This is a genomic window from Rossellomorea pakistanensis (genome assembly GCF_016908495.1).
Classification (GTDB): Bacteria; Bacillota; Bacilli; order Bacillales; family Bacillaceae_B; genus Rossellomorea; species Rossellomorea pakistanensis.
This window is the reverse complement of the sequence record NZ_JAFBDZ010000004.1, coordinates 160,365-175,539: the sequence shown is the minus strand read 5'-3', so window position 1 is coordinate 175,539 and position 15,175 is coordinate 160,365. Positions and strand designations below refer to the sequence as shown.

Here is a 15,175-nt window from a genome sequence, read left to right as displayed (position 1 = left end):
TGAAAAACATGTGGTTCCAGATTCTTTTTGGGACAGCTTTATCTATTCTCTCATCATTGAAAGGATATTTTTGAATATAGAAGGAGTTATTATAAAGGGGATTTATTGATAAGACATTCAATCGAATACACTCTAATCATTTAAAAAAGGAGTAATAGATGTCTATGAAAAAAAATATTATCCTATTTCTTTTGTTCATTTCAGTCTTGATATTATCTGGATGTGAAATTGGCTCAACAGATTCCTTCGCTAAACCACATAATCAAAACAATCAAAAGAAAAAAGCTGAACCTTTTGAGGTGGCTTCCATCCAGTTCAATCCTATTCTAAACGAGAGAGAGAAAAACATTACAGAACTACTGAAAATAACAGAAGAAGCTTTAACAAAAGGAGCCAAACTTGTCGTTGCACCAGAAATGTCTACAACCGGTTACGACTATGCAAACCGTGAAGCCATTCGTCCTTTCGTTGATACGATTCCTGGTAAAACGACGGATGCCTTTGTTAAGCTTGCGAAAAAATATGATGCCTATATTGTATTTGGAATGGCAGAAGTCGAGAACGAAACAGGAATGTATTATAACTCAGCTGCTTTGGTGGGGCCAGAAGGCTATATAGGGAAATATCGTAAAACACAGATGTGGGAAACGGAAATGCACTGGGCTGCCTGGGGAGATTTAGGTGTACCAGTATTTGATACTAAGATTGGAAAAATCGCCATCAATATATGTATGGATTCTGCCTATTACGAAACGGCTAGATTAGCAGGCATTAAAGGGGCTGACATCTTGGCTTTTCCTACTAATTCCTCCGCACAAACGATTTCCGCCCTTCCTGCTAGAGCACAACAGAATGGAATGTATATTATTAGTGCTAACCGCTCTAATACGGAGAATGGATTTCACATGGTCGGAGGGAGCGCAATCTGGTCACCAGAAGGAAAAAAACTTGCAGAAGCCTCTGTCGTGATGAATGAAAGTCAGGATGTCGACGAACCTACAATTACTTATGCAACCATTGACCCTCAGCTTTTTGATAATAAGAATAAAGAAGGGCTAAAAAATAGAAGACCAGAATTGTACAAGGAGATCGTTCATTATGTAGCCCCATGGGATTATACAAAAAATACAACTTCCCATGAGGTAGTAGCAGCGGCTCTTCAATATGAACCGATTATTGGAGATAAAGAGAAAAATAAAGAAAAAATTATAAAACTGGTAAAGGAAGCCAAAAAACAAAATAACGACTTAAACCTAGTTGTTCTTCCTGAACTCTCCTTAACGGGACCCGTTGATGGAAAAAGAAAAAAAGAAATAGAAGCTCTAGCTGAGGATACTCAGGGAGAAACAGCTAGATTCATAGCAGATATAGCTAAAGAATATCGAGTATCTATTGTTTATGGATTTATTGAAAAGGAGAACAAGTCTTTATATAATTCTGCCCAGCTTGTGTCTTCTAGTGGTGAAACGATAGGGAAATATCAAAAAACACACCTTAATAAATTTGATAAAAAATGGGCTGAAGCTGGTTCTACTTTACCAGTGTTTGAATCGAAAGAGTTAGGAAGAATCGGAGTTTTATTAGGAGAAGATGCACAATATCCTGAGGCATCAGGTGTACTGGCAGTTAAACGTGCTGACATCATAGCGATCCCTTCAGCATGGCATGGAGAATTTGGCGGTGCGATGGAAATTAACAAAGAACTCTCGGTTAATGAATATCCAGAAGGTTCAATGGTCACGTGGGATGCGGTTGCAATAGGAGCCCAAGCTTACACGGTGATAGCAAACTATATTGGGACAGATCGTGATTATCAAGGAAGAAGTAGCTTATACACCCTCGATCCTTTATATGGCCTTGATCAACCGGTTGTTGCTTCAGAGGATGAAGAAGAAGCTTTGGTGGTGAAGTTTAACACTCTGCAATCTGATGCTTGGTTTAACCAAGAACAATTAATCCTTTCACGAAGAACGCCAAACTTTGTACCGTTAGTGGAGGAATAGTATAAAAGGGAAAACAAAGGTAATTCATAAGAGAGTATTTTGAAAGAACTTGAAGTTTAATAATCTATGAAAAAGGCAACGGTGGTACCCCTCTCGTTGCTTTTTTTATATTAGACCGTAAAGATCGAGGATTGGCTCTTTTATATGTAAATAACTCTAAATATGCAATTATTTTATTTTTTGTTCAATAAAATGAAAATTCGTGCAATTCCTTTATTCTTCAAAAAATAAACCCTATCTTCTAGCACGAAATCCGCTAATCTTCCCCGAGGTCCAATTGAAAATAATCCAATCCGTACTCAAAAATCTAGAAGAGTGACTACACAAAGTGCTTTCAACTTATCCAAAGGAAAAAAATCGAGGTGCTCAGTAAATGAAATATATTTTAGTAAAATGGTGAAAACTTATGAATAGTAGAATGGGCCATTTAAATTAGGTATCTTATTAATATTTGCACTGCGCAAGCCCATGAGGAATACCGGTTAGAACCAAAAGGGGTTGTTATACATTCCGAAAATTAGTAAATATTTTAGTAAAAACTTAAATAAAACGTTTACATTTAGTAAAATAAAAACTATAATCAAATGTAAATAACGAGGAGGGGTATAATGAAAAAATACAGAAAATTTAAAATGTTTTTGTTATTTGCGATTGCTACTGTTTTACTACTGTCTGGATGCAGCTCATCATCAGGTGCTGATGAAGGGGGAAAAGATGGTGTTAAAACCATTCGATTTGCCACATGGGACTCTGAAGAAACGCTGGATTTGCAGCAGGACTTAGTCGATAAATTCAATGCTGAGCATGACAAGATTAATGTTGTTCTTGAAGCATACGGAGCTGATTTTGACACGAAAATAGCAGCTGGTATGGGTGGGAATGATGCTCCAGATGTTATGTACATGTGGAATTATCCATTATACAAAGATGCTTTAGAACCTCTTGATTCTTATATTGAAAAAGAGGGGGAGGGTTATAAAGATAATTTTTATGATGCTCTATGGAACTATAATACTCAAAATGAGAAAGTACTAGGATTGCCAGTTGGATATACAACTCATGTAGTCTACTATAATAAAACACTTTTTGATGAAAAAGGAATCGATTATCCTGAGGCTGGCTGGACTTGGGAGGAACTACAAGAAACCGCTAAGAAATTGACGGATAAAGAGAAGAAAATTTCTGGATTTGCTTTTTCAGGACAACCGGATCCATATGACTTTGAAATGTATTTATGGAGCAATGGTACTTCCTATGTAGATAAAGAAGGTAAGCTGAAGGGGAAGATTAACTCCTCTGAGTCGATTGAAGTCTTTGATATGTTTCAAGATATGCTGAAAAAAGGCTATGCGGTAACAACTGAAGGTTCAGGTGCAACTGAAATGAAGTCAGGAAAAGTTGCGATGTTTGTGAACGGTGCATGGTCACTTGGGACTTTAACAGAAGCCGGAATTGATTATGGTGTGATTGAATTACCCAAGTTTGATAATGGAAAAAGTGTGAGTATCATTAGTTCTTCTGGTATAGCGATGTCAAAAGATTCTAAGCATAAAGAAGCTGCCTTTGAATTCATGAAATATTGGACAGGGGAAGAAGCGAATAAACAAAGAATTGAGTATGAACTTCCTGTACTTAAAAGTTTAGTAGAAAAAGAGAAGCTAGAGGAAGATCCGGTTAAAAGTGTATTCTATTCGATGCTTGAAAAGAGTGATGGTTATACACCATCATCCTATCTAGTGGAAGACTGGAGTGTTGTTTCTGAAAGCTTAAACCTTGCATTTGAACAAATATTTAATCCAAGTACGTTAATGGAGCCAAAGAAAGCGCTAAATGAAGTATCAGAAATGAGTGAGTAAAGATCATTTTAAATGCGGAAAAGCATCAAGAGCTGTTTTAGGATGCTTTTTCCAATTCGATGTATTGTAAGTAAATCTGATTTTTCCTAAGGGGTTATTTTATGTTTTCAAAAAAGAAAAGACCAAAGAAATTCAAGCTAGTGAGCAATAAGATCCCCTATCTTTTTATTCTGCCGTGGATCATTGGGTTTTTGGTTTTTACGATTGGACCATTACTATTTTCTTTGATTATGAGTTTATTTGATTGGCCTGTTACGAGTGATCCAAAGTTCATTGGGCTTGGTAACTATAAGAAAATGTTTACGCAAGACCCTCAGTTTTATGAATCTTTAGTTATTACCTTTAAATTTACGTTAATCTTTGTACCTCTTAACCTAATCATAGCATTGATGCTTGCGCTTTTAATCACACAACCTGTAAAGGGGATCAAAGCCTTTCGGACGATATTCTATCTTCCAACAGTGGTTTCAGGTGTAGCGATATCGATTATATGGGGGTGGATATTTAACTCTGAGTATGGTGTGTTGAATTATTTATTATCCTTTATCGGGATTGAAGGTCCGAAGTGGCTCATTGATCCGAAATGGGCCATCGTCACAATCGTGATTGCAAGTGCCTGGGGAGTTGGAACCATGATGCTTATCTTTTATACAGACATTAAGGGAATCTCACCTGAGCTTTATGAAGCTTCGGCCCTTGATGGGGCAGGTCCGTTGCGGCAGTTTTTTAGCATTACTATTCCAAGTATCACACCAACCATCCTCTTTAATGTGATTACTTCTGTTATAGCTGCTTTACAGCAATTAACGTTAGTATTGCTTTTGACGGGCGGGGGACCATTAAAGTCAACGTATTTTTATGGCTTATTTGTTTATAACAATGCATTCAAACATCATAAGCTCGGCTATGCGAGTGCAAATGCATGGTTTATGTTCATCATCATTCTATTATTAACATTAATCATATTTAAATCATCGTCTGCATGGGTGTTCTATGAAAATGAAGTGAAGAAGGAAGGGAAGAAATCATGAAGATTACAAAAACTCATAAAATCGTTGTTTATATCCTTCTTGTTTTATTTTCCCTTTACTTTTTATTCCCTTTTGTATGGGTGATCTTAACAGCACTTAAGACGGAAGCAGAAGTATTTAGCTTTCCACCTAAAATCTTCCCTGAAATTCCTCAGTTTAAGAATTTCATTGATGCATGGACAAGTCAGTCATTTGGAGTGTATTTAAAAAACTCCATCATCATTACCGTCATGACAACGATTGGTCAACTCATTTCGTGTTCATTGGTTGCGTATGGTTTTGCACGATTTAACTTTAAATATAAAGGAATCCTATTTATCTTGCTTTTATCAACGATGATGATTCCGTGGGACGTTACAATGATTCCACTGTATATGCAATTTAATCTGTTTGGATGGATTAACACATTAAAACCGTTAATTGTTCCAGCATTTTTTGGATCGGCTTATTTTATCTTTCTACTTAGACAGTTTTTAATGAATATCCCTCGGGATATAGAAGATGCAGCAAGAATCGATGGAGCCAATGAATTCCAAATCTTCTATAAAATATTTCTGCCGATTATGAAAGCACCGTTAATCTTAATAGCGGTTTTAAACATTCTATTGGTTTGGAATGATTATTTAGGGCCTTTAATTTATTTACAGGATCAATCTAAGTATACCTTAGCACTAGGATTAGCGGCTTTTAAGGGCGTACACGACCTTCAAATATTACCGATCATGTCGATAACATTGTTTATGATTGTTCCACCAATATTAGTATTTATGTTTGCGCAGAAATATATTGTGGAAGGAATCAGTGGATCCATTAAGTAAGGATCTCTTTGTATAAAATTGGCTATTTGCCCCTTTCCCTTCTGACATCAAGAACATAAGGGGATCTTAGCAACAAAGTTTACGAAAACAGCCTAAGTAAAAACGGAGGATATGAAATGCTACGAGAAATGAAGAGATGGGAAAACGTTCACCTTACTGGGATCAATAAACTTCCTGCTCATACCGATTTTTATAGATACAGAGATTTTGAAGATGCCGTTTCGTTTAATAAAGAAAATAGTGATGGATATTTATTACTGGATGGACCTTGGAAGTTTCTTTTTCTAGAAGCTCCAGAGTTTTCACCACCACAATTTGCAGCAAAAGAATTCGATATCGATCATTTAGATACGATCGAGGTTCCATCCTGCTGGCAATTAAAAGGTTATGGGAAAATGCATTATACAGACGTACTATATCCGTTTGCCATTAATCCGCCATTTGTACCCCAAGAAAATCCTACGGGTATATATTTTAAAGATGTAACGCTAAACGAACTAAATGAAGATGAAAAATTAATTTTAAAATTCAACGGTGTAGATTCAGCTTTTGATTTGTATGTGAATGGACATCATGTCGGTTTTAGTAAAGTTTCAAGAATGCCAGCAGAGTTTGATCTAACCAAGTATGTGATAAACGGTCATAATCGGTTAACCGTTAGAGTTTATCAGTTTTCCGATGGAACGTATTTAGAGGATCAGGATATGTGGTGGCTCTCAGGCATATTTAGAAGTGTTGAGTTCTTTAGAATCAATCATCATACGGTAGAGGATGTATTTATTGAAACATTGCCAGATGAAGAGTATAAAAACTTTACTTTAAAAGTAGCAGGGCGTTTTTTTACAGATAAAGTAAAAGAAATAAAGGTTAAGCTGTTTAATCAAGAATCACAAGTAGATGAATTTTTCATCGACGTAATAGATGGAAGATTTCATGCATTTAGAGAGATGCATCAACCGTTGTTATGGAGTGCAGAGACGCCGAACCTATATAAACTAACACTCGCGTATTCATTACCGAATGCTGAAGAAGAAATGATTCCATTACAATTTGGGGTAAGATCGATTGACATCATTGATAATGAAATAAGACTTAATGGTCAAAGAATCTTCTTTAATGGAGTGAATCGACATGATTTTAATCCGAAAATGGGAAGAACAGTAACGTACGAGGATATGCTTCAAGATGTATTATTAATGAAAAAACATAATATTAACGCAGTTAGGACATCACACTATCCTGCCAATGATCTTTTTTATGATTTATGTGATCAATATGGGCTTTATGTGATGGATGAAGCGGATCTTGAATGTCATGGCTTTGAAAACACAGGAAATTACCATTGGCTAAGTGACAATGAATTGTGGGAAAAACAATATGTGGATCGAGCGGTTCGGATGGTGAAAAGAGACCGAAATCACCCAAGTATTATCATTTGGTCCTTAGGCAATGAATCAGGTGCAGGTAGAAACTTTACAGCCATGTATAATGCGATAAAAGAAATCGATTCTACTAGATTAGTCCATTATGAGGGAGACCGGATGGCTGCTTATAGTGACGTTTATTCTACCATGTACACAAGATTAAAAGTGCTTAAAGAGATTGGAAAGGATAACGAGGGGAAAAAACCACATATTTTATGTGAGTATGGTCATGCCATGGGAAATGGTCCTGGTGGTTTGACTGAATATCAAGAAATAATGAGGAAATACCCGAGGTTACAAGGTGGATTTATTTGGGAATGGTATGACCACGGGATTGAACAAGTGGATGAACACGGTAATGTGAATTATCTTTACGGCGGAGATTATGGTGATTTCCCTACGAATACAAACTTTTGTATAGATGGTCTCGTCTTCCCAGACCGAACACCATCACCGGGTCTAATTGAATACAAAAAAGTCATTGAACCAATCGTAACGGAGATGATGGATCAGACTTATTTAAAGATAAAGGTGACCAACCGCTATGATTTTCGTAATCTTGAGGGAGTGATTTTAAACATCAAGGTCGTATCCTTTGATGTACTCATTGAAGAAAAGGAATTACTCTTAGGAAGTATCGGCGCCCAAGAAGATTTGGTGATGACTTTACCGATAAGTTTTCAAGAAGCTTTAAAGCATGACGAAGTTTATATTCATTTAAGCTATTTAGAACCAGAGGATACTTCTTATGCTAGTAAAGGTCACCTTATAACGAAAGAAGCTTTTCTCCTTGAAGCAACAAAAGTTAATAAAGTCGTTAAAAGTAATGGTAACGATGATATAGCAGAACTCAATATTCTTGAAGATGACCTACAACTCATAGTAGAAAACGATGAATGTAAAATCGTTTTTTCAAAGGTATACGGGAAATTATTATCTTTTCATGTAGAAGGTGAGGAGTTTGTCAGTAACGGACCTGAGCTCACACTTTGGAGAGCTGTCATTGATAATGATATGTATAAGAAGGATGACTGGATCAATAGATATTTCTTGAAGGATGCGAAAGAACAGGTGGATTCTATTCATTATCAGGTGAATGAAGGGTATATAGATGTTGAGATCACGAAGTACCTATCTTCCATTAATCAAGCTTGGGGCTTTCAGCTTATTTATCATTACAGAATGACAAAAGAGGGTGTCTTAAATCTTCAATTGAAAGGTACGAAAGTCATTAGAGGGAAGGAAGTCCCGGAAATGGTACCCCGAATTGGGATTACCATGAATGTAAATAATGAATATCGTGATGTTACATGGTTTGGCCGCGGGGACTTAGAAAGCTATCCAGATAGTAAAAGAAGCCAAAGTATTGGACTTTATCGTAAAAAGGTAGAAGAGATGCATACAGATTATGTTTACCCTCAAGAAAATGGTTTAAGAAGCGATGCTTCATTCCTTGCATTATCGAAGGAAGACGAATCATTTATCATAAATTTTAAGGAGCTTAAGGATTTTACCATTCATGACTATGAAACGAGTGCTCTTGAAGAGGCGAAGCATAGAGGGGAAATTAAAAAGTCTCCATTTAATGTCTTAACCATTGACTATAGACAAAGTGGTCTTGGAAGTAACAGCTGTGGAGAAGAGCAGCTTCCCAAATATCGAGTCAGAATCGAAGACTTTATGATTGAGTTAGAAATGAGAAAAATTAAGAAAGATGACATAGTGGAAGAGAGTAAGTTCTTTAGGGTTCGATAATGGGCTGATCCATGAGGATTTCTATTGTTCATTTTCAAATTTTGGGAGCTTGAGGTAACGGCGGTGTGCATATCTTTGTGTTTTCGTTTATTTTCTTATTAAGGAAGAGGATATGCACGACTTTTCAAAATTATGCACGAGAATGGCTAATTTGTGCACGAGTATCGAATTTTATTCACAAGTTACGATTTAGAATCCTCACTAATAAAGAAAACCACAATCGTTTGATCAACCTTTTGCAGAAAATACGCTCTCATGTGCAGACTGTCGAAAGAAATGTCAATTCACTATATCAACGTTATAAAAATGAAAAAGGGGCATCTCAAAGCCAACCTTCGACTTATGAGATAGCTCCATTCATTTCTTTTAGAGGAGAGATTCGGGATGAATTTAGACATAAGCGAAATACCCTTTTCAAGATTTGGTTCTTATTTCTGTATTTCTAAAGAAAAGGATTCAGAGAATGTATACATTAGAGATGTCCATGGTGGAGATGAAGCACCATCCAAGCTATTCAAAATAACCCTTTTAAAAGATGGGATCGAAAAACCGTTTGATATCGTAGCAACAGAAACCTCTTTAAAATTGTTTCTGCATGAAGACGAAGAACATTATGTAGAAATGATCATTCCAGAAGAAGATGAACTTCATATTGAAGTGAAAGGTGTAGAATTAAGACTCAGAGATAAAAAAGTAAAATATGATACGTTAATAGAGTTAGAGGATGGAATAGTTGAATATCACATCTATCCAAAGGAATTAAAGCTAAAGATTACAGAGTTAACGGGTGAACTATCCATAAACGCACCTTGGAATATAATTGGAAATGATTTTGTGGATATTCGAATGAACGATGGACACTTCGTCGTAGAGAGCTATCGAGTCGTTAGTCAAAAAAAAGAATATAAACCTTTTCATAAAGGAAGAGAAAAGGTCGAACAGGAATACCAACAATGGTTTGCGAATATGAGTAAGGGAATCCAAACGTACCGCTCATCCATAGAGCGAGCAGCCTATATAACCTGGTCCAGCGTCGTTCATCCTCATGGGATTCTACAAGATCATGCCATGTATATGTCGAAGCTGTGGATGTATAATATTTGGTCTTGGGATAATTGTTTTAATGCCTTAAATCTGGGGGAGCATTACCCTGAACTCGCTTATTCCCAGTTAAAGATATTTATGGGTATGCAAGATGCGTCTGGAGCATATCCTGATTTTGTCAATGATAAATTCGTTTCCTATAACTGTATTAAACCTCCTATCTTTGCCTACACATATGAAAAGTTAATGAAGAAGAATGACTATTTCAAAAATGAAAAAAGAGTAAGATTGGTCTATGAATCTACGAAAAAAGTATTGAAATACTTTGACTTATATCGAACCTATCCCAGAAAATTACCACATTATAAGCATGGGAACGATTCTGGCTGGGACAATGCTTCTTTGTTTCATAAGGGAATGCCTGTAGAAGCACCTGATCTTGCAAGCTTTTTAATAAGATCCTATGACATCCTTTCTAAGTTTGCGGAAATATTAGGCGAGAAAGAGGAAGCAACGAGCTTTAAAGAACGAGCAGATTCACTTTTTACGCTCCTAATGGAAAGACTTCACGATGAAGAAGGCTTCTTCGGAAGAGTTGGGAGAGAAGGAGAAAAAATCGAAATAAGAACTAGTTTAATTCTTAGATTACCTCTTATCATTGGATATAGGTTAGATCGAAGCATTCTAGACAAATTAGTAGCAAATCTAGAAGACGAGTTTGAAACGAATTATGGATTAGCTACAGAGGGTGTAAAAAGTAAGTATTATAAAGAAAATGGATATTGGCTTGGTCCCATTTGGGCGCCGGTGACATATCTTTTTATTGATGCTCTACGAAACAATGGCTATCAGGAAATCGGAGATCGAATACGTGATAAATTTTTGAACCTCACCTTAATTGGTGGAATGGCGGAAAATTTTGATCCTATCACTGGAAAGGGCTTAGTAGATACCTCATTTACATGGACGTCAAGTGTGTTTCTTTTACTATTGGAAAATAAAAGCATGGAGGACTAAATGCGAAAATATATCGGGGAAATAAGTCTTATGGTGACGGCAGTCATATGGGGAAGTGGATTTGTGGCAAGTGCGATCTCTCTTGAACATTATACACCTTACCAAATTATGGCGATTAGGTTTTTCATTGGCGTCATCCTATTAAGCTGTGTTTTTTATAAAAAGCTAAAATTTATTAAAAAACAAACCATTATAAAAGGGACAATAATTGGTGTGTTTCTGTATTTGGCCTTTGCTTTACAAACGGTAGGGTTACAATATACAACTCCTTCGAAAAATGCATTTTTAACAGCTGTGAATGTTGTGATCGTACCATTTATTGGTTTCCTTATATATAAGAAGAAAATCAATAAATTTGAACTATTAGGGGCAATTTTGGCGATCATTGGGGTAGGTGTATTATCACTAAAGCTATCCTTTGAAATCAATATAGGGGATTTATTAACGCTAGGATGTGCCGTTGCTTTTGCTTTTCATATTTTCTATACAGCTAAATTTGTGAAGGATGAGGATCCTATTCATTTAACCCTTATTCAGATGATGGCTGCATCATTGATCGGCTTCATTGTGATACTATTAAAAGGGGAAATGAGTTTTTCGATTGAAAGAGAAGGGATAACGTCTCTCTTTTACTTAGGGATCGTATCAACGACAGTAGCGTTTTTATTACAGACAATCGCTCAGAAATTCACCACAGATACTAAAGCAGCCATCATCCTTTCGACTGAATCCTTTTGGGGAATGGTCTTCTCCGTTACCATCTTAGGTGAAGTGATGACAATAAAAATGATTATAGGTGCAGTCTTTATCCTTTGTGCAATTATTATTTCTGAAACAAAGCTTACTTTTTTGAAAAAGAAATACCTTAAAGAAATCACATAAACGACAAGATTAAAGATTTCAATCTTTTCACTAAATTGTGTAAAATAAGGTAAATAAATAATGTTAAGTAGGTAGAAATGATGGCAACAATTAAAGATATAGCAGATCTAGCCCAGGTTTCAATCACAACTGTATCACGTGTATTAAATTACGATGAAACCTTAAATGTATCACCCGAAACGAGAAAAAGAGTGTTTGAAGCGGCTGAGGAACTAGCCTATAAAATGGTTCCTAAGAAAAAAACAAAACCGAAAAAGAAAATTGGATTATATTATTCCTTTTCACTTGAAGAGGAGCTAGTCGATACCTATTATCTTTCGATTAGAGTTTCATTAGAAAAAAAACTTAAAAGTAATGGATTTGAGCTATATAGAGTTGGGAAAAATGATACCAAAAAAAGCCTGAAAAAAATTGATGGAATGATTTGTTTAGGGACCTTTAAAAAAGAAGACATTCATTTTATTAAGGAATTAGATAAAATTTGTGTCTTTGTCGATTCAAATCCAGATTCGTCTCTATTTGATTCTGTTGTGATTGATTTCAATTCAGCGACGACTAGTGCCCTTCATTATTTAATCGAATTAGGTCATAAAGACATCGGATTTATTGGTGGAATTGATACAGACATGTTTGGCAATAGATTTAAAGATTTGAGACAGGATGTATTTGAGAGTTACTTAAAGGAAAGAAAGTTATATAAAGAAGAGTATGTAAGAATCGGAGGCTATAATCCAAAGGACGGATACACCATTTCTAAAGAGATGTTACGTAATGCTCATAGGCCAACAGCATTATTTGTAGCAAATGATACGATCGCTGTTGGCTGCTATAAGGCCGCATACGAGCTTGGAGTGAAAATACCTGATGAGCTTAGTATCGTTGGTTTTAATGATGTAGCGGCTTCCCAATACATGGTCCCTCCTCTAACCACAATAAAGCTATACACGGAAGTAATGGGGGAAACAGCAGTTGACTTACTTTTTGAACGAATTTCCACAAGAAGGGAAGTTTGTAAAAAAGTCATCATTCATACGAAGTTAATCGAAAGGGAAAGTACCAGATCCCTTAAGGATTAAATGAATTATGAGATCGTTAGTACCTAATTTCTCTGTGTTTTGAACGAGAAATTGGGTTTTCTTATGAAAATGAATTACACAATAGGGTGCTTTTCATGAATAATAGAACTTCTACGAAAACAGCCTATTGATTAGAAAGTGAGTTGGAAACATGCCTCTTCACATTCGTGAAGTAACAAAAGAAAATTGGCGTTATGTCGCTGCTTTATCCGTGTCAGAACAGCAAAATCAATTTATTGAAAGCAATGCTTTTTCTTTAGCGGAATCTCAGTTTGAGAAAAATGGGATTTCCTTCGGGTTATATGATGATGAAACTCTTGTTGGATATGCAATGTATGGCTGGCCTTCGCATTCAACTCAAAGCGCTTGGTTAGATCGTTTTATGATTGATTACCGTTTTCAGGGAAACGGATATGCAAAACGATTTCTTCCCTTATTAATACAAAATATGCAAGATCAATATGGTTGTAAGAAAATTTATTTAAGTCTTCATCCAGACAACAAACTAGCACAAAAATTATATGAATCTTTTGGTTTTCACTTGAATGGGGAAATTGATGATTCTGGTCATGTATTTGGAGTTGTAATGGAATTGCATATAGATAAAAATAATTTAAAATAATGAGATCAGCTTGTAGAGAAAAAATTTTTTACTACAAGTTTTTTTATACTCTTTCACAAAATATATAGAAGAATTTGTAAAGATACTTATTATTCTAAATATTAAATGAACAGTACTTTTTACCTATTTTTCAATGCTTATTATATCGATATCATAAGGACTATATTCATTTCGGATATTTTTTTATTAATCGAATAGGAGTGGGGAGATGAATCAAACCCTTCTTTATGAGTTTATTGTGATAATGGAGCGAAAAAAGTGGAATAAGACAGATCTAGCAACAAAAACGGGTATTCATATAAGTGATATTAGTAGAATTTTTAATGAGAAAAAACCTCTCTCATTACATAATTTAGATGCCATTACAAAAGCTTTTGATCTTCCTGAAGGAACGTTTTATTTACAATATGTACAAGCATGCTTTAATCAAAAGCATCATCTGGATAAACGAAGAAGTGTTCCGTATATCTATAAATGTGCTTTGCATGGTTATGATAAAGAGCTTTCTTACATGATTACCGAAATGCTGGAAGAATCATCTAAATCTGTTCGAACAAAAAATTTAAACTATCTCTTTTCGGTTGCAGAACAACTATTTAATGAAGGATTTGAAAACGAATCGTTGCCTTTATATGAAATCATCATTGAACATATGCCAAATCGATTTTCAGAAGAGGTGGCAATCAGCTATTTTCGAAAGTTTTATATGAAACGATTTAATGAAAAAGGACAATTCTCATTAGCACATGTGTTAGAGCACATAGCCTATATGCCAGAGAAGTTTCAGGAGCTATCGTATTTATGGATAACGGCCACCTATTATATGCTAAAAGAATGGGATGAAGTTCTTTATTATGCTCGAAGATTAGAGAAAATGGCTAAAGAAGAAGACCATTATGGAAGGGCGCTCTTGTACCAGAGCTTTGCAATAACTAGATTGGGGAGCTCATTAGAAGAGGTATTAGCTTTAATCGATCGCTATGAAAAAGTAAATGATTATTATGCAGATATTGCGATTGGCAACCGTTTTGTTGCATATATCGAGTTTCAACAATTTCAATTTGTTGATGATTATTTGAATTGGCTCATTGATCGAGATGACCTTTTTGTAGGTTTACCAAGAATTTTAGAAACCTATGTGAAATTAAATCGATTAACAGATGCTTCTTTATTATTAAAACGCTTTAAGGATGAAATTGCAGAAATGTCCACAAGTAATGAGTTGTTTAAGCAGCAAATCTATTTAGATTTTTGTTATTCACATGCCCTCTATCAATGTGCCGATAATCGATATACGGAAGGATTAAACGAATTGCTCAACGTGGCTGAACAGGCAAACAATAAAGGGATCCAAGAAAAGTATAAACAATGCCTACTTAGCCTCTGGAAATATAGGAATTATCTTACTCCAGAGCATGAACAAAAGTATATAGAATTATTAAGTATTAAAGAAAATCGTAAAATAATAGGTCAACCATAAGCTCTAAATTGAGCTTTTTTTTCTGGACAAAAATCAGTATAAGGTATCTAAAGATTTTAAGATTTCTAGCAGAATTCTAGTCAGAAACCATAAATTTGATGAAAATTCTCAAAGCTTAAATTCTATCAAATTTAAATATAATGAACTTATCAAACTAAGAAAGAAGG

General features: G+C 35.3%; 10 protein-coding genes. All 10 read left to right on the top strand.

The annotated features are described in order from the left end of the window. Positions 1-158 precede the first annotated feature (158 nt). Complete coding sequence (locus JOC86_RS18465) at positions 159-2,003, top strand: nitrilase-related carbon-nitrogen hydrolase (RefSeq protein WP_239587696.1); 1,845 nt, start codon at positions 159-161, stop codon at positions 2,001-2,003. 608 nt (positions 2,004-2,611) lie between these two features. After that, complete coding sequence (locus tag JOC86_RS18460; protein WP_205174424.1) at positions 2,612-3,859, top strand: ABC transporter substrate-binding protein; 1,248 nt, start codon at positions 2,612-2,614, stop codon at positions 3,857-3,859. A gap of 101 nt (positions 3,860-3,960) precedes the next feature. Next, positions 3,961-4,890, top strand: coding sequence for a carbohydrate ABC transporter permease (locus tag JOC86_RS18455; protein WP_205174423.1), 930 nt, complete (start codon positions 3,961-3,963; stop codon positions 4,888-4,890). Further along, a complete protein-coding gene (locus JOC86_RS18450) occupies positions 4,887-5,708 on the top strand; it encodes a carbohydrate ABC transporter permease (RefSeq protein WP_205174422.1) in 822 nt (273 codons plus the stop codon). The genes JOC86_RS18455 and JOC86_RS18450 overlap by 4 nt, the downstream gene beginning before the upstream one ends. 116 nt (positions 5,709-5,824) lie before the next feature. Beyond that, positions 5,825-8,887, top strand: a complete 3,063-nt coding sequence (locus JOC86_RS18445; protein ID WP_205174421.1) for a glycoside hydrolase family 2 TIM barrel-domain containing protein — start codon at positions 5,825-5,827, stop codon at positions 8,885-8,887. Positions 8,888-9,271: 384 nt separating this feature from the next. Beyond that, on the top strand, positions 9,272-10,948 hold the full coding sequence (locus JOC86_RS18440) for an amylo-alpha-1,6-glucosidase (RefSeq protein WP_205174420.1): 1,677 nt from the start codon (positions 9,272-9,274) through the stop codon (positions 10,946-10,948). Beyond that, positions 10,949-11,830, top strand: a complete 882-nt coding sequence (locus JOC86_RS18435) for a DMT family transporter (RefSeq protein ID WP_205174419.1) — start codon at positions 10,949-10,951, stop codon at positions 11,828-11,830. Positions 11,831-11,910: 80 nt separating this feature from the next. Continuing rightward, complete coding sequence (locus JOC86_RS18430) at positions 11,911-12,906, top strand: LacI family DNA-binding transcriptional regulator (protein WP_205174418.1); 996 nt, start codon at positions 11,911-11,913, stop codon at positions 12,904-12,906. 151 nt (positions 12,907-13,057) lie between these two features. Further along, entirely contained in the window at positions 13,058-13,528 is a 471-nt protein-coding gene (locus JOC86_RS18425) for a GNAT family N-acetyltransferase (RefSeq protein WP_205174417.1), read from the top strand. A gap of 208 nt (positions 13,529-13,736) precedes the next feature. Then, positions 13,737-15,008: a helix-turn-helix domain-containing protein gene (locus JOC86_RS18420; RefSeq protein WP_205174416.1), complete on the top strand. Its 1,272-nt coding sequence runs from the start codon at positions 13,737-13,739 to the stop codon at positions 15,006-15,008. Positions 15,009-15,175: the final 167 nt, after the last annotated feature.

What these genes read in the sequence shown, in the direction of transcription:
- JOC86_RS18420 (WP_205174416.1), top strand. Translation starts at nt 13,737, where the DNA reads ATGAATCAAACCCTTCTTTATGAGTTTATTGTGATAATGGAGCGAAAA.
- JOC86_RS18460 (WP_205174424.1), top strand. Translation starts at nt 2,612, where the DNA reads ATGAAAAAATACAGAAAATTTAAAATGTTTTTGTTATTTGCGATTGCT.
- JOC86_RS18440 (WP_205174420.1), top strand. Translation starts at nt 9,272, where the DNA reads ATGAATTTAGACATAAGCGAAATACCCTTTTCAAGATTTGGTTCTTAT.
- JOC86_RS18450 (WP_205174422.1), top strand. Translation starts at nt 4,887, where the DNA reads ATGAAGATTACAAAAACTCATAAAATCGTTGTTTATATCCTTCTTGTT.
- JOC86_RS18430 (WP_205174418.1), top strand. Translation starts at nt 11,911, where the DNA reads ATGGCAACAATTAAAGATATAGCAGATCTAGCCCAGGTTTCAATCACA.
- JOC86_RS18435 (WP_205174419.1), top strand. Translation starts at nt 10,949, where the DNA reads ATGCGAAAATATATCGGGGAAATAAGTCTTATGGTGACGGCAGTCATA.
- JOC86_RS18445 (WP_205174421.1), top strand. Translation starts at nt 5,825, where the DNA reads ATGCTACGAGAAATGAAGAGATGGGAAAACGTTCACCTTACTGGGATC.
- JOC86_RS18455 (WP_205174423.1), top strand. Translation starts at nt 3,961, where the DNA reads ATGTTTTCAAAAAAGAAAAGACCAAAGAAATTCAAGCTAGTGAGCAAT.
- JOC86_RS18425 (WP_205174417.1), top strand. Translation starts at nt 13,058, where the DNA reads ATGCCTCTTCACATTCGTGAAGTAACAAAAGAAAATTGGCGTTATGTC.
- JOC86_RS18465 (WP_239587696.1), top strand. Translation starts at nt 159, where the DNA reads ATGTCTATGAAAAAAAATATTATCCTATTTCTTTTGTTCATTTCAGTC.